The organism is Variovorax dokdonensis (assembly GCF_030316895.1).
Classification (GTDB): Bacteria; Pseudomonadota; Gammaproteobacteria; order Burkholderiales; family Burkholderiaceae_C; genus Variovorax; species Variovorax dokdonensis.
The window spans coordinates 921,885-942,721 of sequence record NZ_JASZYV010000003.1 but is presented as its reverse complement, the minus strand read 5'-3'; the positions used below and the strand labels follow the sequence as shown (position 1 = coordinate 942,721).

The 20,837-nt window shown below is 67.9% G+C and carries 18 protein-coding genes; 6 read left to right on the top strand and 12 right to left on the bottom strand.

The window, feature by feature from the left end; genetic code table 11:
- The first annotated feature begins 8 nt into the window (after positions 1-8).
- Complete coding sequence (gene chrA, locus QTH91_RS18060) at positions 9-1,220, top strand: chromate efflux transporter (protein WP_286661472.1); 1,212 nt, start codon at positions 9-11, stop codon at positions 1,218-1,220.
- A 7-nt stretch (positions 1,221-1,227) separates the two neighbouring features.
- On the opposite strand, the gene QTH91_RS18055 is transcribed toward chrA, so the two are convergent.
- The gene (locus tag QTH91_RS18055) at positions 1,228-2,325 is read right to left on the bottom strand and encodes a lipocalin-like domain-containing protein (RefSeq protein ID WP_390367250.1); all 1,098 of its coding nucleotides are present in this window, start codon (positions 2,323-2,325) and stop codon (positions 1,228-1,230) included.
- Positions 2,326-2,489: 164 nt separating this feature from the next.
- On the opposite strand from QTH91_RS18055, the gene QTH91_RS18050 reads away from it, so the two are divergent.
- Entirely contained in the window at positions 2,490-2,690 is a 201-nt protein-coding gene (locus QTH91_RS18050; protein WP_286661471.1) for a hypothetical protein, read from the top strand.
- Positions 2,691-2,740: 50 nt separating this feature from the next.
- Here QTH91_RS18050 and QTH91_RS18045 read toward each other — a convergent pair whose 3' ends face one another.
- From QTH91_RS18045 to mutL, 5 genes are all read right to left on the bottom strand, one after another.
- The gene (locus tag QTH91_RS18045) at positions 2,741-5,317 is read right to left on the bottom strand and encodes an ABC transporter permease (protein ID WP_286661470.1); all 2,577 of its coding nucleotides are present in this window, start codon (positions 5,315-5,317) and stop codon (positions 2,741-2,743) included.
- 34 nt (positions 5,318-5,351) lie between these two features.
- Positions 5,352-6,017, bottom strand: coding sequence for an ABC transporter ATP-binding protein (locus QTH91_RS18040; protein ID WP_286661469.1), 666 nt, complete (start codon positions 6,015-6,017; stop codon positions 5,352-5,354).
- Positions 6,014-6,982 (bottom strand): tRNA (adenosine(37)-N6)-dimethylallyltransferase MiaA, encoded by a 969-nt coding sequence (miaA, locus tag QTH91_RS18035; RefSeq protein WP_286661468.1) that lies wholly within the window; start codon positions 6,980-6,982, stop codon positions 6,014-6,016. The genes QTH91_RS18040 and miaA overlap by 4 nt, the downstream gene beginning before the upstream one ends.
- Positions 6,983-7,090: 108 nt before the next feature.
- Positions 7,091-7,999 carry an alpha/beta hydrolase gene (locus QTH91_RS18030; protein WP_286661467.1) on the bottom strand — a complete coding sequence of 303 codons (909 nt, stop codon included), beginning with the start codon at positions 7,997-7,999 and terminating at the stop codon, positions 7,091-7,093.
- Positions 8,000-8,154: 155 nt separating this feature from the next.
- The gene (gene mutL / locus QTH91_RS18025) at positions 8,155-10,140 is read right to left on the bottom strand and encodes a DNA mismatch repair endonuclease MutL (RefSeq protein ID WP_286661466.1); all 1,986 of its coding nucleotides are present in this window, start codon (positions 10,138-10,140) and stop codon (positions 8,155-8,157) included.
- Between the two features lie 46 nt (positions 10,141-10,186).
- Between mutL and QTH91_RS18020 the strand changes: the two genes are divergently transcribed.
- Positions 10,187-10,846, top strand: coding sequence for a DedA family protein (locus QTH91_RS18020; protein WP_286661465.1), 660 nt, complete (start codon positions 10,187-10,189; stop codon positions 10,844-10,846).
- A 22-nt stretch (positions 10,847-10,868) separates the two neighbouring features.
- Here QTH91_RS18020 and QTH91_RS18015 read toward each other — a convergent pair whose 3' ends face one another.
- From QTH91_RS18015 to tsaE, 3 genes are all read right to left on the bottom strand, one after another.
- On the bottom strand, positions 10,869-11,162 hold the full coding sequence (locus QTH91_RS18015) for a glycine zipper 2TM domain-containing protein (RefSeq protein WP_286661464.1): 294 nt from the start codon (positions 11,160-11,162) through the stop codon (positions 10,869-10,871).
- A 165-nt stretch (positions 11,163-11,327) separates the two neighbouring features.
- Positions 11,328-12,758, bottom strand: coding sequence for an N-acetylmuramoyl-L-alanine amidase (locus tag QTH91_RS18010; protein WP_286661463.1), 1,431 nt, complete (start codon positions 12,756-12,758; stop codon positions 11,328-11,330).
- The gene (gene tsaE / locus QTH91_RS18005; RefSeq protein WP_286661462.1) at positions 12,755-13,240 is read right to left on the bottom strand and encodes a tRNA (adenosine(37)-N6)-threonylcarbamoyltransferase complex ATPase subunit type 1 TsaE; all 486 of its coding nucleotides are present in this window, start codon (positions 13,238-13,240) and stop codon (positions 12,755-12,757) included. Before tsaE ends, QTH91_RS18010 begins: the two co-directional genes overlap by 4 nt.
- Positions 13,241-13,261: 21 nt before the next feature.
- Between tsaE and queG the strand changes: the two genes are divergently transcribed.
- Positions 13,262-14,323 carry a tRNA epoxyqueuosine(34) reductase QueG gene (queG, locus tag QTH91_RS18000; RefSeq protein WP_286661623.1) on the top strand — a complete coding sequence of 354 codons (1,062 nt, stop codon included), beginning with the start codon at positions 13,262-13,264 and terminating at the stop codon, positions 14,321-14,323.
- 19 nt (positions 14,324-14,342) lie between these two features.
- On the opposite strand, the gene QTH91_RS17995 is transcribed toward queG, so the two are convergent.
- The gene (locus tag QTH91_RS17995) at positions 14,343-15,902 is read right to left on the bottom strand and encodes a glycine betaine ABC transporter substrate-binding protein (RefSeq protein ID WP_390367252.1); all 1,560 of its coding nucleotides are present in this window, start codon (positions 15,900-15,902) and stop codon (positions 14,343-14,345) included.
- A gap of 130 nt (positions 15,903-16,032) precedes the next feature.
- Between QTH91_RS17995 and QTH91_RS17990 the strand changes: the two genes are divergently transcribed.
- Positions 16,033-17,145 carry an ROK family protein gene (locus QTH91_RS17990; protein WP_286661461.1) on the top strand — a complete coding sequence of 371 codons (1,113 nt, stop codon included), beginning with the start codon at positions 16,033-16,035 and terminating at the stop codon, positions 17,143-17,145.
- Between the two features lie 11 nt (positions 17,146-17,156).
- On the opposite strand, the gene QTH91_RS17985 is transcribed toward QTH91_RS17990, so the two are convergent.
- Together QTH91_RS17985 and QTH91_RS17980 are read right to left on the bottom strand one after the other, a co-directional pair.
- Positions 17,157-18,533: a phospholipase D-like domain-containing protein gene (locus QTH91_RS17985; RefSeq protein WP_286661460.1), complete on the bottom strand. Its 1,377-nt coding sequence runs from the start codon at positions 18,531-18,533 to the stop codon at positions 17,157-17,159.
- 43 nt (positions 18,534-18,576) lie between these two features.
- Complete coding sequence (locus QTH91_RS17980; protein ID WP_286661459.1) at positions 18,577-19,698, bottom strand: 5-methyltetrahydropteroyltriglutamate--homocysteine S-methyltransferase; 1,122 nt, start codon at positions 19,696-19,698, stop codon at positions 18,577-18,579.
- Between the two features lie 198 nt (positions 19,699-19,896).
- Here QTH91_RS17980 and QTH91_RS17975 point away from each other — a divergent pair, with 198 nt between their 5' ends.
- The gene (locus tag QTH91_RS17975; protein ID WP_286661458.1) at positions 19,897-20,676 is read left to right on the top strand and encodes a GntR family transcriptional regulator; all 780 of its coding nucleotides are present in this window, start codon (positions 19,897-19,899) and stop codon (positions 20,674-20,676) included.
- Positions 20,677-20,837: the final 161 nt, after the last annotated feature.

The window sequence follows — 20,837 nt, the reverse complement described above, 5'->3', positions numbered from 1 at the left end:
CGGGCGCCATGCCCAACACCTCGCCACGAAGGCCTGCCGCATCGCATTCGGCCCTGGAGGTCTTCGTGGCCTTCCTGAAGATGGGGCTGACTGCCTTCGGTGGCCCGGTCGCGCACCTGGGCTACTTTCGCGCGGAGTTCGTCGAGCGTCGCGCCTGGCTCGATGACAGGTCGTACGCGGACCTGGTCGCGCTCTGCCAGTTTCTTCCGGGGCCGGCCAGCAGCCAGGTCGGCATGGCCATCGGACTGGGCCGCGCGGGCTGGCTGGGTGCGTTGGGTGCCTGGGCCGGCTTCACATTGCCTTCCGCCGTGGCGCTCATCCTCTTGGCGATCGGCTTCACGCGATGGGCAGGGCTGTCCCAATCTGGCGTGCTGCAGGGGCTGAAGATCGCGGCGGTCGCCGTTGTCGCACAGGCCGTCGTCGCGATGGCGCGCTCGCTGTGCCCCGATTGGCAGAGGGCGGGCATCGCAATCGCCGCCGCGTTGCTGGTGGCGGCCGTGCCCTCGGTCTTCGGGCAGCTGGCCGCGATCGTCGCGGGCGCCATCGTCGGTCGCTGGGCGCTGCGACTGCGGCACGCACCGCATCCCAGGCATCACGAGTACGGCGTCAGCAAGAAGACCGGCGCGATCCTGCTGCTGCTATTTTTCCTCCTGCTCGCGCTGCTGCCGGTCCTGGCCGCCGTCGCGCAGCTGCCGGCGCTGTCGGCCGTGGCCGCCGTGTACCGGTCTGGCGCGCTCGTCTTCGGCGGCGGCCATGTGGTGCTGCCTTTGCTACAGGCCAGCGTGGTGCCCAACGGTTGGGTGAGCAACGATGCCTTCCTGGCCGGATACGGCGCCGCCCAGGCAGTGCCGGGGCCACTGTTCACGTTGGCGGCCTATCTCGGCGCGGCGATGACGACGCCGTTGGGTGGATGGACGGGCGGACTGGTTCTGCTGCTGGCCATCTTCCTGCCTGGCTTCCTGCTCGTGGCGGGTGCGTTGCCATTCTGGGAAGGCTTGAGACAGCGGGACGATGTGCGGCGCGCGATGGCCGGGGTCAATGCCGCGGTGGTCGGCATCCTGGCGGCCGCGCTGTACAACCCGGTGTGGACCAGCGCGATCCATTCGTGGTCCGATGTCGCCCTGGCCGTGGCCGCACTCGGCTTGTTGACGATCGGCCGACAGTCGGCCGTTGTGGTCGTCGCGTTCGCGGCGATCGGTGGGTGGATGCTCGCGCGCTGAGGGCGCTCTACATCTTCAGGGGCGCCGCGTAGCCCGTCATTTCCAGGTAGCCGCGGCCCACGCGTTGGCCCTGCGTGTCGAGAAGGTCGCACAGGCCTTCCCAATACACCGTGCCGGTGGAGCCGCGGCTGTCGAGTTCCTGGTTGTCGAGCAGCGTGCGCACGACAAAGGTCCCCGACGGCGTGCCCACCGTCCACTCCACCGGATAGCGTGCCTGCGTTGCCGCGCTTTGCCAGACGCGACCCGCGGCGAAATGGACCTCGTCTGCAGCAAAGACGCGCCTTGCACCAGCCGCATCGCGGAAGCTCCCGCCGGCCCACACGGTCTTGCCGTCGCGGTCGCGCATGATGAACGCCATCAACGCACTGCCGTCGTCGAGGTTCATGCCGATCCAGTCCCAGCCCACGGCGCGATCGGGCAGGTAGCCATCGCTCCACTCATGGTCCAGCCAGGCCCGGCCTTGAACGGCGAACTCCTGACCGAGCACCTGCAGCGTCCCCGAGGCGCTCAGCTGCGGCTCGCTGTAGTAGTGGCTGAAGGCCTGCGGCTCCGGCCCTTTTTGCGAAAGGCCGGCCTTGCCTTGCAACAGGACCGGTTGCGTGGGCGCGAAGTTGAGAGAGAGTCCGAAGTCGGACGCCGGCAGGCGAGCCTCGTAGCGGCGGCTCGCGGCATCGCGTCGCAGGCGCCAGTCACGCAACTGCACGTCGGTGTCCTGCTCGCTGGCGAAAGCCACGCCCATGCCGGCACGCGCAATGCGCTGGTCGTGCACTTGACGCTGGCCTTGCAGATCGGTGATCGCGGCATGCGCGAAGATCAACTGGCGCGCGGCAAAGGCCGACTGGATGGGCTGCGCGGCGGCCACGCGCGAGCGGAAGAAGGTCAGTTGAAAACCGAACTCGCGCGCCGCGCCCGCCGACGTGCGCGCATTGCCGGTGATGTACCACCACTCGGTGGCGAACTCCGGATGACTGCCGAAGTCGCGGGGAAACACCGGGCCTTGCATCGTCTGCGCCCACGCGGGCAGGGGCGCCCAACCCACCAGTCCTGTCGCACCTGCGAAGGCGAGCAGCCGTCGGCGCTGCAGATCGGCGGGTGATGCTTTCAATGGGCTTTCCTTGCGAGTCACGTTGTGATTGTCCTTGCTTGCATTCGAGCGTGCGGGCAAAAAAGAAAAGTGGTGCGGCAGTCATCCGTGCTTCTTCGGCCGCGTTAAACATCGTGACTCGTGCGCGTTGTACGGGTCGCTTCCTCACTCCAACATCTCATACCATGAAGCGCATTGCCCTTTCCCTCATCGCTGCCGCATTTGCCCTGGCCGCCGGTTCGTCGTTCGCAGCGACGACCGACGCCGCCAAGCCCGCCACCAGCGCCCACTCCACCAAGGCCAAGTCGAGCAAGCAAAGCTCGAAGAAGAGCAGCAAGAAGCACATGGCCAGCAAGAAGGCCCCGAAGACGGCCGCAGCCAGCTGAACTCGCGAGCGGCTCGCTCTGCGCGGTGCTTGCACGGCGCAGGGCGACGGCTACCAATCCTCTTTCACGGCCAGCACCGCATCGCGGCCGGCCGCCGCACGACCCGACAGCCAGGCTGTGAGCGTGCCCGCCACCATCACCGCCGCGCACAGCAGCGCCAGCCGTAGCCACGGCACGGCGAGATCCATCGTCCAATGAAAGCTCTGCGGGTTCACCACGTGCACCAGCACCAGTGACACCGCCAGGCCGAGCGCGAGTCCCGCCAGCGCACCAACGGCCGTCCAGGCCGCGCCTTCGCCTGCCACCACGGCCAGCACCTGCCCGCGCGTGAAGCCCAGATGCGTGAGCAAGCCGAATTCACGCCGCCGCGCCAGCACCTGCGCGCTGAAGCTCGCCGCAATGCCGAACAGGCCGATGCCGATCGCTACCGCCTGAAGCCAATACGTCACGGCGAAGCTGCGATCGAAAATGCGCAGCGAGTTGGCGCGGATCGCACCTGCAGCATTGATCTCGACAGCCTCCGCACTGCCCAGGCGCCGCGCTGCGAGTTCGCGCAGCGAGGATTGCACGGCTTCTTCGCTTGCGCCCTCTCGCAGCCAGATGGCGACGTCGCTCACCGCGCGTTCTCCGGTCAGCGTCTCGAAGTCCCGCGCACTCAGCGTGATGGCACCGAACTGCCGCACGTAGTCGCGCCAGACACCGGCCACGAAGAAGGAAGGCGCGCGCTGTCCTTGCGGCATCTCGAAGACTCGCGCCAGCGGTTCGAACACCTGGCCCGGCCTGGCTCCATAGAGGTCGACCATCGCCTCGCTCACATAGATGGCGACGGCACCGGCCGGCACCGGCTTCAGCTCGCCGACCAGCGGCAGTTCGCTCGCAGCATCGCCGGAGATGGAACGTGCGATCAAGGTCACCGGCGGGCGCGTGCTGTCGAGCAGCAGCGAGCGTGTGCGCAGCGTGGCCGTGCGCGCCACGCCGGGCAGCGCGCCGACGGCCTGCACGAACGCCGGGTCGAAGGCCGCGGCATCCAACGCGCCCGCGGTCGATGCGCCGCTGCCTGCGCCGCGCAGATAAAGCTGTGCGGGCAGCACGGCGTCGAGCCAGTGCGCCACCGAGTCGCGAAAGCTGGCGACCATCACCGTCAGTGCCACGGCCAGGCTCAGGCTCGCGACCACGCCGCTCACCGCCACCGCCGCTGTGCCGCGCATTCGGCGGGCGCGTTCCAGCGCCAGCATGGGCAACAGGTGCGGCTCCAGCCAGGGCGCGAGACGGTCGTAGAGCGCCTGGATGAGCAGCGGCAGCGTGGCGATGCCGCCGACCAGCAGCAAGCCCACCGCGAGATAGGCGGCCACCGGCACGCCGAACACGGGCGGGGCGAGCGCCAGCACGCCGCCGGCCAGCATGAGCCCGATTCCCAGCCAGCGCGAGCGTCGCGAGCCGGACGCCGCCTGCGTCGCGCCAAGGCCCTTGAGCGTCTGGGCTTCGGGCATGACCTGCGCGGCGCGCGCCGGCCACCAGCCCCCGACCAACGCCGCAAGCAGCCCGAGCAGGCCGTAGGCGGCGGCTGCCACCGGGCTGAAGCGCAGCGTGGGCTGAACGCCGGGAAAGTACCCGCCGCCCAAGTCGCCGCCCAGCAGACGCAGCGCCGCTGCCGCCAAGCCCGTGCCGAAGGCCAGTCCGGCCAGGCTGCCGATCAGGCCCAGCACGCCGGACTCCAGCATCACCAGCCGCAGCCGCTCGCGTGGCGTGAGCCCCAACACACCCAACAGCGCGAACTGCTGGGCCCTCTTGGCCACGCTGAGCGACAACACCGAGAACACCAGAAAGGCGCCGGTGAACAAGGCCACCAGCGCCAGCACCGTCAGGTTGACGCGGTAGGCGCGCGACAGGTTGCTCACTCGCGCTGCGGCATCGCCCGGCTCGGCCACCCGGATGCCGCTGGGCCACGCCGGCGATTGCTCGAGCTCGCGGACCAGCGCGGCGCGATCTGCACCGGGCCGCAGGCGCAGGTCGATGCGGCTCAGTCGACCCTGGCGCGCCAGCAGGTCCTGGGCGGCGCCGATGTCCATCACGGCCAACGGCGAGCCTCCGGCGGCGACGTGACCGGCCACCTGCAGCGTGCGTGCTTCGCCGCCGATTTCGATGCGGATGCGTTGCGCCTGCGGGCCGGCAAGTTCCTGCGCGGCCGGGTTCAGAAAGGCCTGGTTCGGCGACAGCACCGCCAGCCGATCCGCATCCGGTGCGGGCACGGGCATCAGCGAAGGCGCGAGCGTTGGCAGCACCAGGGCATCGACGCCGATCACCCGTAGGCCGGCGCGGCTGCCGTCCGCCTGCAGCCACTGCACTTGCGCTTCCAGAACGGGGCTGGCCAATGCCACCTGCGGCGCGCCGGCGACCAGCGGGAACACGCGCTCGTCGAAGCTGCCCTGGGCGGCCCTCAGTTCCAGGTCGGGTTGCCCATTGACCGAACGAACGGCACTGGAAAACTCCTCGAGCGCCGATGCGTTGATGAGCTGCACCGAGAAGGCCAAGGCCACACCCAGCATGACCGCGATCACCGCTGCGCTGCTGCGCCAGGGGTGATGGCGCAATTCGCGCCAGGAGAAGGTGCGCAGCAAGGCCAGCATCAGATGACCTTCTTCATGGTGCGAAAAAAGGCGCTCAGGCGCCTTCGATGCCCTCGGCGCGCAGGTGCAGCACGCGGTCGGCGCGCGCGGCAGCTGCTTCGGAATGCGTGACCAGCACCAGCGATGCGCCGTGCTCCCGCGTCTGGCTGGCCAGCAGTTCCATCACCCGGGCCGCGGTCGCGGGATCGAGGTTGCCGGTGGGCTCATCCGCCAGCAGCAGTGCGGGGCGGTGCACCAGGGCGCGCGCGATCGCCACGCGCTGCAATTGGCCGCCACTCAACTGCTGCGGCAGCCGTGTGCCGGTGCCGGCCAGACCCACGGCATCGAGCATGCCCGACACGCGCGCGTCGTCGCGCTGGCCCAGGAGCATCAGGGGCAGCGCCACGTTCTGCGCGACGTCCAGGTGCGGCAGCACATGAAAGGCCTGGAACACGAAGCCCACATGGCGTCGACGCCAGAGGGCGCGCTGCTGCGCATCCAGGCTGCCCAGGTCCGTGCCGTCTTGCACGATGCGGCCGGTGTCCCAATGATCGAGCCCCGCCATGCAGTTGAGCAGGGTGGACTTGCCCACGCCCGACTCGCCGACGATGGCCACGAACTCGCCCGGTGCCACATCGAGCGACACGTTCTGGAACACCGAGGCGTCGCCATAGCGCTTGGCCAGTGCTTGCACCGACAGGCCGCGCACGCCCGCCTTCATGGCGCCTGCACCCGACCCTCGCGCAACCAGGCGAGAGATTGCGCAAGCACCTGGTCCTGCGCATCGGGTGAACTTGCTTCGACCACATGCCGCTGTGGCATGGATCGCAGCCAGGTGATCTGGCGCTTGGCCAACTGGCGGGTGGCGGCGATGCCGCGCTCGCGCAATTCGGCCATCGGCCATGTGCCGTCCAGGGCTTCCCAGGCTTGCCGGTAGCCGACGCAGCGCATCGAAGGCATGCCCGCATCCAGGTCACCGCGAGCGCGCAGGGCCCGCACTTCGTCCAGGAAGCCGCTGGCCAGCATGGCGTCGAAGCGCAGTGCAATGCGCTCGTGCAACCACGCGCGATCGGCCGCTTCCAGCGAGATCATCGGCGGCGCCACCGTAGGCGGTGCGTCGCTTCGCTGTGCATGAAAGCTCGACAGCGGGCGTCCGCTGGCATGCCAGACCTCCAGCGCGCGCTGGATGCGCTGGCTGTCGTTGAGCGAAAGACGGGCGGCGGTGATGGGGTCCACCTCGGCAAGCCGGGCGTGCATGGCCGGCCAACCCAGTTGCGCGGCGTCGTGCTCGATGCTTTCGCGCAGTTCGGGCGTGGCCTGCGGCATCTCGTCGATGCCGTTGATCAGCGCGTTGAAGTACAGCATGGTGCCGCCCACCAGCAAGGGCAGTCGGCCGCGCGATCGGATCTGGTCGATCAGGCGCGTCGCGTCGCGCACGAATGCGCCGGCGTTGTAGGCCTGGGTCGGCTCGCGGATATCGATGAGGTGATGCGGCACCTGCGCGAGTTCCTGCGCGTTGGGCTTGGCCGTGCCGATGTCCATGCCGCGATAGACGAGGGCCGAATCGACGCTGATGATCTCCACCGGCACCACGCGCGCGAGCGCCAGCGCGGCTGCCGTCTTGCCGCTGGCGGTGGGGCCGGTCAGGCCGAGCCAGGATGCGGCAAGCGAAGGAGGGGCAGACATGCGGGCGAGGTTAACAAAGCGGCGTCGGCCCCGGCGGCGTGAGGCCATCGGTCCAGGCGATCTGGCCGTCGCCGCAACGGGCACGGCGCGTATGGGCCAGCCGCGCTTTCAGGACCGCGGCGTGACCGGCGATGCGTCCGCCTGCGCCGGGTCGTCCAACGTATCCGGCGAGCTCATCCGGAACAGCTGCGACAGTGCCGCCCGGTATTGGTCGTGCCCCACCGAGTTGGTGCTGAAGTGCGATCCACCCTGCACCAGGACGAACAGCTTGGGCGAGGCGGCCGCGTCGTAGAGCTTGCGGCCCAGCTCGGGTCGGATCAGGCTGTCGAGCGAACCGTGCACCACCAGGAGCGGCGAGCCGATCTGCTTGACGCGCGCCATCGAATCGAATGGCTGGGTGATGAGCGGCTTGAAAGGCAGCCAGCCCCACTTGAACGTGCTGACCACATCCGCGATGGAGCTGAAGGTGCCTTCGACGATGGTGCCGGCCTCGTCGTCCACGCGCGAGGCCAGGTCGATGCCGATCGCACCGCCCAGCGAGTGGCCGAAGATGTAGCGCGCCTGCTTGGGGTGATGCTCGGCCAGCCACTTCCAGGCGGCCATCGCGTCCTCGCGCGCCGAATCCTCGGAGGGCAGCGCCTTGGTGCTCTTGCCGAAGCCCCGGTAGTCCACCGCCAGCACGGCGAACCCGAGCTCGTGCATGCGCTGCATCCGCGGCGCCGAGCCGGCGACGTTGTAGCGCGCGCCATGCAGGTAAAGCAGGACGGGCGTCTGCGGCGAGCTCGGTGCCTTGCCGCCCAGCCACAAGCCGTGCAGCCGCACCTGCGCGCTCTCGCCGCGGGGCGTGTAGTCGATCCACACTTCGTCCATCCCCGAGGCCAAGTCGGCGGTGTTGCCCCAACTGCGGTCGCTGGGTTGGAAGATCCATTCGCGCTGGTGGGTGTCGAGCGTCGAGCAGCCACCCGCCAGTGCACCAGCGAGCAGCAGGGCAAGCGCGACGAAGGACCAGCGTTTCATTCGGAACGGACAGTGCAGTTGGCCGAGAGAGGCGCGAGCTTAGCTTGGAGGGCAAAAGTCTGGCGCGGCGACAGGAAATTCGATGCAACGCGCGTGCCAGACCGGCACGGCTTTACAAGGGCGGGCCGGGCCGGGCTCGCTTGACCCTACCTGCTTCAGCGCCCGCGCAGGAACAAGGCGTCGAGTTCGCGAATGCTCAGCTGGCGCCAGGTGGGCCGCCCGTGGTTGCATTGGTCCGAGCGCTCGGTTTCTTCCATCTGGCGCAACAGGGCGTTCATTTCTTCCAGGGTCAGGCGCCGGTTGGCGCGGACCGCCCCGTGGCAGGCCATGGTGCCGAGCAGCTCGTTCTGGGCGCGCTGCACCACGGTGCTGGCGTCGTGCTGGGCCAGTTCGGCCAGCACACTGCGCGCGAGCTCGATCGGATCGCCATCGGCCAGTGCGCCAGGCACTGCGCGAACCGCCAGGGTGCGCGCGGAAAAGGGCGTGATCTCCAGGCCCAGCGTGGGCAGCACCTCGGCGCAGGCTTCTGCGGTGGCCACTTCCTGGGGGGTGGCGGCGAACGTGGCGGGGATGAGCAGGGGTTGGCTGGTGATGGCGGCGCCGTCCAGTTGCTTCTTGAGCCGCTCGTAGACGATGCGCTCGTGCGCCGCATGCATGTCGACGACGACCAGCCCCTGCGCGTTCTCCGCCAGGATGTAGATGCCCTGCAGCTGCGCCAATGCGCGGCCCAGTGGCCAATCCGGTTGGCCGGCTGGCGTGGCGGGCAGGGCAGGCGTCGGCGCGAAGCGAGCAAGCGATGCGTCGGTCGGACCTCGTGGGGCCAGCGCATCCGGCATTGGCGGGTTCGACGTCGAATCGAGCGGTGCCGGCCGCGTGGGCCACATGGCATCCCCATCGCCCCAGCCCTGCCGGCGTTCGGCGGCGAACTGCAGGGGCGACTGCGGCCAGGCGCGCGGCGGAGCGAAGGACGTGCTGCCAGCACCGAGCCACGAGGGCGGGGCCGCGTTGGGCAATCCACCTGGATCGTCGCCAAGCTGGCCGGGCTGCACGGCCGCATCGCCCTGGTCACCGACCGCGCCCGTTGCCTGCCCCGCGCGCGGGGCGGCCAGCGCATCTTCGATGGCATGGCGCACGGCCTGGTGCACCTCGCGGCTTTCGCGAAAACGCACTTCGATCTTGGTGGGGTGCACGTTCACGTCCACGCGCGCCGGGTCGATTTCCAGGTAAAGCGCGTAGATCGGTTGGCGCTGGCCATGCAGGACGTCTTCGTAGGCGCTGCGTGCCGCGTGCATCAGCACCTTGTCGCGCACGAAGCGGCCGTTGACGTAGCAGAACTGCTGGTCGCCGCGCGCACGGGCGGCGTCCGGGATGCCGGCCCGGCCACGCACACGGATGGTGCTTCCGTTGGCCGCGCGGCTTTCCGAATCGACCGCCACGCTGCGTTCGATGAAGTCCGCGCCCAGCGTGTCGGCCAGCCGCGCGTCGAGCGAGGCAGCGGGGCGCCACTGTTCGACCAGCTTGCCTTCATGCCAGATGGCAAAGCCCACCTCGGGCCGGGCCAGCGCATGGCGGCGCACCGCCTCGATGCAGTGGGCCAGTTCGGTGGCGTCGGTCTTGAGGAACTTGCGCCGCGCCGGGGTGGCGAAGAACAACTCGCGCACTTCGACCGTCGTGCCGACGCCGCGCGCGACCGGCCGCAGCTCGCCCGAGCGGCCGTCCAGCGACCAGCCCCCGCCGTCTGCCGCCTGGCTGCTGCGCGAATGCAGGGTCAGCTCGGAAATGGAATGGATGGCCGCCAGGGCTTCGCCTCGAAAACCCATCGTGCCGACGGTTTCCAGTTCTGCCAGGCTGGCGATCTTGCTGGTGGCGTGGCGTCGCAAGGCCAGCGCCAATTCGTCCGAAGCGATGCCCAGGCCATCGTCTTCGACGGAAATGAGCCGGACGCCGCCGGCCAGCAGGCGCACCACGATCTGGCGTGCCCCGGCATCCAGGGCGTTGTCGACCAGCTCGCGCACGACGGATGCCGGCCGCTCGACAACCTCTCCGGCGGCAATCTGGCTGACCAGTTCATCGGGCAATTCGCGAATCGGCCGGCGCTGGGCAGCAGGGGCAATGTGGGGGGGAGTAGGGAGCGCGCTCACACGGGCATTCTAGGAGCGGCGTCTGTCGCCCGGATAATGCCCAGCCATGGAAATCGTCAGCTTTCTCATCGACTTCATCCTGAACGTCGACAAGCACCTCGAAGCCTTCGTGGTGAACTACGGCGCATGGGTCTACGCCTTGCTTTTCTTGATCGTCTTCGTCGAGACCGGCGTGGTGGTCATGCCCTTCCTGCCGGGCGATTCATTGCTATTCATCGTGGGCGCGCTGTGCGGCGCAGGAATGATGAGCTTCCCGATCGCCTGCGGCGTGCTCCTTGCGGCCGCCATCCTGGGCGACCAGTGCAACTACACGATCGGCCGCTACCTGGGGCCGAAGGTGTTCCAGTGGGAGCAGTCGCGCTTTTTCAATCGGCGGGCCTTCGACCAGGCGCACGCGTTTTATGAGCGCTACGGCGGCATCACCATCGTGCTGGCGCGCTTCATGCCGTTCATTCGCACCTTCGCGCCCTTCGTGGCCGGCGTGGCTGCGATGAGCAGGGCCAAGTTCAGCGCCTACAACGTCGGCGGCGCGTTGCTGTGGGTGCTGGGCATTGCGACGGCGGGTTATTTCTTCGGCAACCTGCCGTTCGTGAAACAGCACCTTGAGAAATTCATCTGGGCACTGATCATCGTGCCGGGCCTCATCGCCATCTTCGGGGCTTGGCGCGGAGCGCGCAACTCACGCGCCAGCGCCGCCCGGCCTTGATTTCGAAAGGCCCGCTAGGGCGTCAATACCTCGGGCCGTAGCCGGGGTAGTTGTTGTAGTTCGGGTTGTAGTAGCCGTTGTTGTAGTTGCGGTTGTAGTCGTTGCGCTTGCCGATTTCGTTGCCGATCAACGCGCCGGCGGCCGCACCGCCCACCGTGCCGATGGCATTGCCGCCGCTCACGGCATTGCCGACCGCGCCGCCGACCACCGCGCCGCCGACCGTGCCGATCTGTTGACCGCTCGGGCCGGTCGCGCAGCCACCGAGCGCCAGGGCCGCCGTAGCGGCACCGCAAGCAATGAAGAGTCGAGCATTCATGGATAGCCTCCAGGGGTTTGTTGGATGGCTCCATGGTGGTGGCGACGGCTCGCCAAGACTGTAGGAATCAGGCACCGCACCGTGTGAGGGCAAGCGCGTCAAGCCGTGTCGGCAGCCGCCCGAAAGCCGCGGCAGATCGCCCGCTGTGCTGCGGGCGGGCGATGCTTAGAGCGCCCTGCTGCGTGCCAGCGGCGGGTTCTGCGCGAAGTAGCGCTCGATGCCGCGCATGAGGGCGTCGGCCAGGTCTTCTTGATAGGCCGTGCTGCGCAGGTTGTTCTCTTCCTCGGGGTTGCTGATGAACGCCGTTTCGACCAGCACGCTAGGAATGTCGGGCGCCTTCAGCACCGCAAAACCCGCCTGTTCGACGCTGGCCTTGTGCAGCTTGCCGACGTTGCGGATCTCGCCGAGCATGGCGGTGCCGAGCTTGAGGCTGTCGTTGATCTGGGCCGTGGTGCTCATGTCGAGCATGGCGCGTTGCACGTGCATGTCCTGCTCGCCGACATTGATGCCGCCGATCTTGTCGGACTCGTTCTCCTTGTTCGCCAGCCAGCGTGCGGCGCTGCTGGAGGCGCCGCGCTGGCTCAGCGCGAAGACGCTCGCACCGCGCGCACTGGGGTTTGTGAACGCATCGGCATGGATGCTCACGAACAGGTCGGCCTGCACGCGGCGCGCTTTTTGCACCCGAACGCCCAGCGGCACGAAGAAGTCGGCATCGCGCGTGAGAAAGGCGCGCATCGGATTGCCGCCCACATTGGCGCGGTTGATGCGGTCGCGCAGGCGCAAGGCCACCTGCAGCACGATGTCCTTCTCGCGCGTGCCGCGCGGACCGGTGGCGCCGGGGTCTTCGCCGCCGTGGCCGGGATCGAGCGCGACGATGATGATGCGGTCGGTGCGGCTGGCCGTGGCCGTGACAGGCGGCGGCGAAACGCTCGGCGGCGGCGCCGGCTTGGGCGTGGCGAGTGCCACCGACGGTGGCAGCGGCGGATTGGCCGGCACCGACGGCGACATGGGCGTGCCCGGCATGGGCAGTTGATGGCCTTCCTGCTTGGCCAGCCAATCGCCGAGGGGGTCGCCGGCCTTGCCGCCTTTGGGTTGCTGGAAGGCCGTGGCCGGCGCGGGCGCAGAAGGCTTGGCCGGTGCGTCGCGAAGCCGCTCGGCGATCAGCGCCTCCATGGGATCGATCGGGTTGGCCGGATGCAGGTCGAGCACCAGGCGGTCGCGGTAGGCGGCCACCGGCGCCAGCGAGAACACCTGCGGCAGCACGGTCTGCTTGAGGTCGAGCACGATCCGCACGACCTGCGGCGCGAACTGCCCCACGCGCAGGCCATTGATGAAGGGATCGTCCGGACGGATCTTGCCGACCAGTTCGCGCAGCTTGGGGTCGAGGTCGATGCCTTCGATGTCGACCGCCAGCCGGGGCGGATTGCCCACCGTGAGCTGGCGCGATTGCAGGCGCTTGTCGGACTCGATGGTGACGCGGGTGTAGTCTTGGGCGGGCCACACGCGCACGGCGAGGATGGACGCGCCCCAGGCGATGTGCTGCTGGCTCAGCAGGAGGACCAGGCTGCCGCCCTTGAGCATGGAACGCCGCTTCATGCCGGCGCGCCCTTGATCAGCCTCGCGCCACGCGCGCTGTTGGCCTGCAGGATGACGGTTCGTGTGTCGTCGCTCATCGCTTCAATTTTAATAGCAAGATCTTCAATTGGAATGTGGCCCGCGGCCTTTTCAGGCCATTCGGCCAACTTCAGGCCGGGCGCGGCGAAGATGTCGCGGAATCCGGCATCCTCCCATTCGCGCGGATCATTGAAGCGATAGAAGTCGAAGTGATGAATGGCCAGACCGCTCTGCGCGGTGTGCGGCTCCACCACGGCATACGTCGGGCTCTTGATGCGGCCGCGCACGCCCAGGGCCTGCAGCAGGTGGCGCACGAACGTCGTCTTGCCTGCGCCCAGGTCACCGTGCAGCGCGATGAAGGCATTGCCCAGGTCGGCATCGGCCGCAATGGCATCGCGAAGGCGCGTGGCGAAATCATGCGTGGCCTGCTCGTCAGGCCAGTGGCGCGTTTCTACAATCGGCAAGTGATCGGCAGCAAGCAATGGATGTCCCGTATCGAGGCGTTGGCAAGGTCGCTCGGATTCTCCCAAATCGGAGTGGCCGGCGTCGACCTGTCGAGCGCGGAAGAAGGGTTGATGCATTGGCTGGCCCAAGGGTTCCATGGCGAGATGGGCTACATGGCAACCCATGGCCTCAAGCGCGCACGCCCCGCGGAGCTTGTTCCCGGAACGGTCAGCGTGATCACCGCGCGCATGGACTATTTGCCGCGCAACACGCAAGGCGACTGGCAGCGCATCGAGTTCGACCGGCTGCGGCGGCCTGAAGAAGGCGTGGTCTCGATGTACGCGCGAGGCCGCGACTATCACAAGGTGCTGCGCTCGCGACTGCAGAAGCTGGCGGACGGCATCGCCGCAGAGGTCGGTCCCTTCGGCCACCGTGTGTTTACCGACTCGGCGCCTGTGCTCGAGGCCGAACTCGCCGCGCGCAGCGGCCAGGGCTGGCGCGGCAAGCACACGCTGGTGCTGAATCGCGAAGCGGGGTCGATGTTTTTCCTGGGCGAGATCTACGTCGACCTCGCGCTGCCGCCCAGCGAGCCGGTCAGCCCGCATTGCGGCAGCTGTAGCGCCTGCATCGACGTTTGCCCCACCGGCGCCATCATCGGCCCGCATCGCCTCGATGCGAGGCGATGCATCTCGTACCTGACCATCGAGCACCCTGGCGCCATTCCCGAATCGTTGCGGCCGCTCATGGGCAACCGCATCTACGGCTGCGACGATTGCCAACTCGCCTGCCCATGGAACAAGTTCGCCGTGCGAAGCGAACTGCCCGACTTCGATGCGCGCGAAGGGCTGGCGGGCAATTCGCTCGCCGACCTGTTTGCATGGAGCGAAGAGGAGTTCCTGCGCCGCACCGAGGGTGGCCCGATCCGCCGAATCGGTCATGAGCGCTGGCTGCGCAACATTGCCGTGGCGCTGGGCAACGCGCTGCGAGGGGGTGACGAGTCGGCGCGTGCTGCGCTGATGTCGCGTGCGCAGGATGCGAGCGCGCTGGTGCGCGAGCATGTGGCGTGGGCATTGAGCCAGGGCGATCGCGGCGCGTCGCGCTAGGCACTGGTGCGAAGGCTGCTCAATCCGTACGGCCGCTGCGCCGGCGCATCCACCATTCCACGGCCTCGAACAAGGCCTCGCTCAGAAGTGCCAGCACCGCTGCCGGAAGGGCGCCGGCGAGCAGAAGCTGCGTGTCGTTCAAGGCCAACCCGGTCACGATCCGTTCTCCGAAGCCGCCCGCGCCGATGAACGCCGCAATGGTGGCGGTGCCGATGGCGATGGTGGTGGCCGTGCGCACGCCCGCCACCAGTGTGGGCAGGGCCAGTGGGAGTTGCACGAGGCGCAGCGACTGGCTCCGTGTCATGCCCAGGGCCGTGCCGGCGTCGCGAAGGCCGTTGGGCACCTCGGCCAGCCCGGTGACGGTGTTGCGCATGATGGGCAGCAGCGCATAGAGCGTCAGCGCCACGAGGGCCGGCACCGTGCCGATGCTGCGCAGGAGCCAGATGAGGATGGCCAGCATCGCCAGCGAAGGAATGGTCTGCAGCAAGCCGGTCAGCCCCAGGACCAGCGCCCGCACGCGCGGCATTCGGAAGACCGCAATTCCCAGCGGCAGCGCGATCAGCGTGGCCAGCCCGACCGAGGCCACGACCAGCAGCAGGTGCTGGCGCGCAAGTCGCACAAGGTCGGGGCCGAACAGCTTGTCGGCAAAGCCGCGCTCCTGCGCCGCGGCGCCGGTGCCGGCGGCGGCAGAGGGGCCGGCCCTGGCGCTTGCGAGGAAGTCTTTCGCGATGACATCGAAAGCGACGCTGTTCAACTCGGCGCGGGCGTTCATCGCGATCATGGCGGGCTCGTCGATGCGACCTTCCAGTTCGGTAATCGCCGCCCATGCCTTGGGAAAGCGTTGGGCAACGTCGAGCCGGTACAGCACCACCGCGTCGTAGCGGGGGAAGAAGCCGAGGTTGTCGCGAAGCACGCGCAGACCCAGGTGGTCGATCTTGGCATCGGTGGTGTAGATGTCCATCACGTCGATCTGGCCGGCTGCGATCGCGTCGTAGGCCAGGCCGTGGTCCAGGCCGGTGGGCTTTTGCTTCAGCCCATAGCGCTCGGACAAGCCATTCCAGCCGTCCGCGCGGCCGATGAATTCGTTGGACAGGCCCAGCTTCAATCCGGGATGGCGGGCCAGGTCGCTGAGGGTCTGGATGCCCAGGCGCTGCGCCTTGGCTTCGCGCATGGCCAGCGCATAGCCATCGTTGAAGCCCATCGCGGGTCCCAGGCCAAGCCCGAGCGCGGCCAGGGCCGACTGCATGTCCTGGCGTGACATCTGCGGCTGGCCCTTGAGGATCTCCAGCGCGATGGTGCCGGTGTATTCCACATAGAGGTCGATCGCGCCCGAGCGCAGCGCCTCGTAGACGATGGCGGTGTTGCCCAGCCCCTGCCTGACTTGCGGAGGTTCCGCCAGGGCAGTGGCCGCCTTCTGGGCGAGCACCTCGGCAAGGATGTACGACTCCGTGAAGCGCTTGGAGCCGATGCGCAGCGTCTCGGCAGCCATGGCGTCGCTGGCATGCAAGGCCGCGAGCAGGGTCAAAAGGAGAGGCGCGAGCAGGGTGCCGACTCGGCGGCGTAGGCAGGGCCAATGCATCGGGCGCAGTTTAGGGCGATCCGTCGATGAGTGCGACCCGGCATGACCCGGCGTGGACGCGCCGCGTTCCTACACGCAATGCAGGCCCTTGCCGCCGCACCCCGATGCGGCGCTCACTCAGAGTGCGGGCATGTCCAAACACTCAGCGACCGCCTCCAGCGAGTCCGAGGCGCTCGCCGCGCCCTTGCGCCATGGCACGATGGAATTGCCTTCGGTGTGCGTCGAAGGCTACAGCCTCGCCATCCGGGGCGCGAAGGGATTCATTGGCGATGCCGCCAGCCAGACGGCGTTTCGCAAGCTGCTCCAGACCTGGCGCAAGCGGCAGCGCAAGCGCTACCTGCGCGACCCGCTGGCCGGCAACGGTGGCGCCAAGAATGGAGAGCATGTGTCCAAGCGGGTGCTCGACGAGGTGCTCAGCGCGCCGGTCGCGAGCGCGGCCAGCGACATGCTCGATGCCGCGATCGAGGACTTTGCCGAAGACCTGGCCGACGTGATCCTGCAGTACCGGCAGCACGACTCGTGGAAGAAGGTGCAGCGCATCGTGATTGGCGGCGGCTTTCCCGGCAGCGCCGTGGGTGAGCACGCCTTGTTGCAGGCTGCCGCGGTTCTCCACCATCAGGACTGCCCGGTGGAGTTGGCGCGCCTTTGCCATGACGTGGATGACGCCGGCCTGCTGGGATGGGTCCACCTGACGCCGCCTGCGCTGATCGAGCGCCATGAGGCGATCCTGGCCGTGGACATTGGCGGCACCAACGTTCGCTGCGGCATCGTCGAGACGCGCCGCAACAAGGCGTCCGACCTTTCGCGTGCGCGAGTCATTCGGCGAAGCAAATGGCGGCATGCGGACGACAAGCCCGCGCGCAGCGAACTGCTCGACGGCATTGCGCAGATGCTGCACGAGTTGGCCGCGCATGCGCGGCGCAAAAAGATCGATCTCGCACCCTTTGTCGGCGTCGCGTGCCCGGGTCGCGTGCTGCGCGACGGCGCCATATCGCGCGGCGCCCACAACATGCCGGGCGACTGGAGCCGCGACAAGTTCCATCTGCCTCGGGCGCTCGGCGAGTTGCTGCCGGACATCGGCGGTGAAAGACCGCAGGTGCTTTTGCACAACGACGCAGTGATCCAGGGCTTGAGCGAGCTGCCTTTCATGCAGGACGTTCGTCACTGGGCCGTGCTGACCATCGGCACGGGCCTGGGGAATGCGACGTACGTGAACCGCGAGCCGGTTCGCGCTCCATCCTGATCGGCCGGCTTCTAGAGCTGAAAGGCCAAGGTCAGAACCAGGCCCTCGGCGATGTCGCGGCCCAGGCCGGGCGTGCGGGCACGGAAGGTTTCGCCGGCCGATGCAGTGGATTCGATCCACTGAGCCAGCCATTCGATCTGCTGCTCGTCATAGAAGACGACGGCGCTCTCATGGTTGAGCAGCAGGCTTCGTCCGTCGAGATTGATCGAGCCGCACAGGGCCAGGCTGTCGTCCATGACGACGGCCTTGGCATGGGCCATGAAGGGCAGCATGCGGAAGATGACGCCCGCCCGAGCCAGGTCACGCATGGCGCGAGTGCGGACGAAGTCGGCCAGCGGATGGTTGGATTTCTGGGGAATGGCGATGGTGACCTGCACACCGCGACGCGCCGCAAGCCGCAGCGCGTCGCGCAGTCCGTCGCTGGGGACGAAGTACGGCGTGATCGCCAAGAGCCGGTGCTCGGCCCGAAAGCACGCGTCGATGAGCAACGCCATGGCGGTGTCTTCGGTCTGGTCCGGGCCGCTGGGCAGGTACTGCGCCATGTGCTCGCCGGGCGGCATCGGCGCCGGTGCGTCGAGACTCTGGACAATGCGACCGCTGGCTGAAGCCCAGTCCTGTTCGAACTGCCGCGCCGCGGCAAGGGCCGCGCCGCCGCGCAGGTCGAACGACAGGTCGCGCCAAGCCTGGGGGTGCGCCGCGTTGCCGCAGAAATACTCGCCCGCAAGATTGCGGCCGCCGCTCCATAGCCACACGTTGTCTGCCACCGCCAGCTTGCGGTGATTGCGCAGGTTGCGCGGGCCGGTGCGACGCAGGCTGAAGACGGGGCGGAACACCGAAACCTGCACGCCGGCAGCGCGCAACTCGGCAAAGTGCCCGCGCGGCAACTGCAGCGCTCCGAAGCCATCGAGCAGCACGCGCACCTGCACGCCGTCGCGCGAGCGGCGCGCCAGGCGTTCGAGCACGTCGTGGCCGAAGGGGTCGTTGCCGATGATGAAGGTGCCGATGTCCAGCCGCGTCCGTGCGCCCTCGATCACTTCCCACAGCGCGTCGCGGGCGGCCACGCCATCGGCATGCATGCGGATGTCGCAGGCGCTGGGCGGCGCCAGGTCGAAGCTTTCGATCAGCTCGGCGGCCCAGTGCCCGTGCGCACCGGTGCGTGGCAGGCGAACGTGCCCGGCGGGACGCAGCTTGCGCTGGCCGAAGAGCAGGTACATCGGCAGCATCACGTAGGGCATCAGCAACAGCGCCATGACCCACGCGATGGCGGTGGTCGGCGCACGATGCTCGCGCCGCGCCCGGGTGGTCAGCACATAGACCAGAAGGGCGACGGCGACGACCAGGAAATGCTGGGACGGTGAAGGCAGCCAGTCGAGCCCGTTGTTCGGCATGGGCGCGATGATGCCTCAGGCAAAGGCGCTCAGCGCCTTCCGATCAGGTCGAGCCCCAGACTTCCTGCGCCGTCTCCACCACCAGCTGCAGCTTGCGGCGCTGGTCTTCCACGGCGATGTTGTTGCCGTGCACCGTGCTGGAGAAGCCGCACTGCGGCGACAGGGCCAACTGCTCCAGCGGGGCGTACTTGGCGGCGTCTTCGATACGGCGCTTGAGCTCGTCCTTGTCCTCGAGCTCGCCGAACTTGGTGGTCACCAGGCCCAGCACCACGGTCTTGCCCTTGGGCAGATAGCGCAGCGGCTTGAAGTCACCCGAGCGGGCGTCGTCGTACTCCATGAAATAGGCGTCGACGTCCATTTCCTTGAGCAGTGCTTCGGCGACCGGCTCGTAGTTGCCGGCTGCAGCGTGCGTGCTCTTGAAGTTGCCGCGGCACAAGTGGATGCCCAGCAGCATGCCCTTCGGCTTGTGCGCGACGATCTTGTTGATGAACTGCGCGTAGCGGTGCGGCAGTTCATTGGGGTCGTCCCCACGCTGGCGGGCGGCTTCGCGCAGGTTCACGTCGCAAAGGTAGGCGAGGTTGGTGTCGTCCATCTGCACGTAGGTGCAGCCGGCATCGGCCAGGGACTGCAGCTCCTCGCCGTAGGCTTTGGCCACGTCGTCGTAGAACGTGGGGTCCAGCTCGGGGTAGGCCTCGCGGCTGATGCCCGCTCGCCCGCCGCGGAAATGCAGCATGGTGGGCGAGGGGATGGTCACCTTGGGCGTGTTGCCGGCCGCGACCTGGCTCTTGAGGTACTGGAAGTCGGCCAGCTGGATGTTCTTGGCATGGCGCACCTTGTCGATCACGCGGATGACGGGCGGGGCCAGCTCTTCGGTGCCGTCGGCCTTGCGGATCGTGACCGGGATGTCCGTCTTCACGCCACCCAGTTGCTCCAGGAAGTCGATGTGGAAATAGGTGCGGCGAAATTCTCCGTCGGTGATGCTCTTGAGGCCGATGCCTTCCTGGAACTTCACGATCTCGGTGATGGCCTTGTCTTCGACTTCGCGAAGCTGCTCGGCGCTGATCTCGCCTTTGGCCTTCTTCTCGCGCGCCTCCAGCAGGTAGGCGGGACGCAGAAAGCTGCCGACGTGGTCGAAACGGGCAGGCAGGTGGGCATGTTCGGACATGGGGTCTCCGTGCGGGGCGGGTGGCAGAAAAGAGCGAATCGTAAACCGATCGTTATGTGGCTCGATGTATACACGGAGACTGGTGTTTACCCTCAATCCAGCCGTACGAGTGACATTCTTGAGCCGCAAATGTATACATTGCGTATCCATGTTTCGAGTGAGTCAACGGATTGTGGCAACGGGCAGGGTGGGCGGCAGATGACGTCGCCGGCATCGCGTGGCGCCGATGTGGGAGGCGCCGAAGTCCAGGAAGCGACCGGCTCCCAAGCCGTGAAGGCACAACTGCGGCTGCGCGAGATGATCCTGGCCGGCCAGCTGGGCGGCGGCGCCCGCATTGCGGAAGTCGCGGTGTCCGAGATGCTGGGCGTGTCGCGCACGCCGGTGCGAAGTGCGCTGATGCGGCTGGAACAGGAAGGGCTTCTCGAAGCATTGCCGAATGGCGGCTTTGCGGTGCGCACGTTTTCCGAGCGCGATGTGTCCGATGCCATCGAATTGCGCGGCACCCTCGAAGGCCTGGTGGCGCGACTTGCCGCCGAGCGGGGCGCGCCGCCGGTCGTCTTGCGGGAGGCCCGCGATTGCCTGGACCAGATCGATGAACTGCTGCGCGAGCCGGCCTTGGACGATGCCGCTTTCTCGCGCTACGTGAGTGCCAATGCCCGCTTTCATGCGCTGCTGGCCGAGATGGCCGCAAGCCATCTGCTTTCGAAGCAGCTCGAACGCGTGGTGAACCTTCCTTTCGCGTCACCCTCGGGGTTCGTGGTGGTGCAGGCCAATTCGCCGGCCGCGCGCGACATGCTCGTCATCGCGCAGGACCAGCACCGGCAGGTCCTGGACGCCATCGAGTCACGCGAAGGCGCTCGTGCCGAGTCGCTCATGCGCGAGCACAGCCGCATTGCCCGCCGAAACCTGCATGAAGCGCTGCACGGCAGCGCGCACCATGCCTTGCCCGGCGTGCAGTTGATCCGCCGCCGCCATTGAGTTGCGCCATGCGTTCAGTTCAATCCCTTGCTGCGCGATCATCGCGCAGCGCCTATGGTGATCGCGCAACAATCGCGGGCCGGTTCAATCCCAATGGGACTATCGCTCGGCCCGAACTGTTGCAAATTGTTGAAAATACGACCTTGTCGCACTGACCCTCT

Bases quoted from the DNA above. Each gene is read 5' to 3' on its own strand.
- QTH91_RS18050 (WP_286661471.1), top strand. From the start codon at position 2,490: ATGAAGCGCATTGCCCTTTCCCTCATCGCTGCCGCATTTGCCCTGGCC.
- QTH91_RS18015 (WP_286661464.1), bottom strand. From the start codon at position 11,162: ATGAATGCTCGACTCTTCATTGCTTGCGGTGCCGCTACGGCGGCCCTG.
- QTH91_RS17985 (WP_286661460.1), bottom strand. From the start codon at position 18,533: ATGCCGAACAACGGGCTCGACTGGCTGCCTTCACCGTCCCAGCATTTC.
- miaA (WP_286661468.1), bottom strand. From the start codon at position 6,982: ATGTCTGCCCCTCCTTCGCTTGCCGCATCCTGGCTCGGCCTGACCGGC.
- QTH91_RS18010 (WP_286661463.1), bottom strand. From the start codon at position 12,758: ATGAAGCGGCGTTCCATGCTCAAGGGCGGCAGCCTGGTCCTCCTGCTG.
- QTH91_RS17995 (WP_390367252.1), bottom strand. From the start codon at position 15,902: ATGCATTGGCCCTGCCTACGCCGCCGAGTCGGCACCCTGCTCGCGCCT.
- QTH91_RS18020 (WP_286661465.1), top strand. From the start codon at position 10,187: ATGGAAATCGTCAGCTTTCTCATCGACTTCATCCTGAACGTCGACAAG.
- QTH91_RS18045 (WP_286661470.1), bottom strand. From the start codon at position 5,317: ATGCTGGCCTTGCTGCGCACCTTCTCCTGGCGCGAATTGCGCCATCAC.
- QTH91_RS17990 (WP_286661461.1), top strand. From the start codon at position 16,033: ATGTCCAAACACTCAGCGACCGCCTCCAGCGAGTCCGAGGCGCTCGCC.
- QTH91_RS17980 (WP_286661459.1), bottom strand. From the start codon at position 19,698: ATGTCCGAACATGCCCACCTGCCTGCCCGTTTCGACCACGTCGGCAGC.
- QTH91_RS18030 (WP_286661467.1), bottom strand. From the start codon at position 7,999: ATGAAACGCTGGTCCTTCGTCGCGCTTGCCCTGCTGCTCGCTGGTGCA.
- QTH91_RS17975 (WP_286661458.1), top strand. From the start codon at position 19,897: ATGACGTCGCCGGCATCGCGTGGCGCCGATGTGGGAGGCGCCGAAGTC.
- chrA (WP_286661472.1), top strand. From the start codon at position 9: ATGCCCAACACCTCGCCACGAAGGCCTGCCGCATCGCATTCGGCCCTG.
- QTH91_RS18040 (WP_286661469.1), bottom strand. From the start codon at position 6,017: ATGAAGGCGGGCGTGCGCGGCCTGTCGGTGCAAGCACTGGCCAAGCGC.
- queG (WP_286661623.1), top strand. From the start codon at position 13,262: ATGTCCCGTATCGAGGCGTTGGCAAGGTCGCTCGGATTCTCCCAAATC.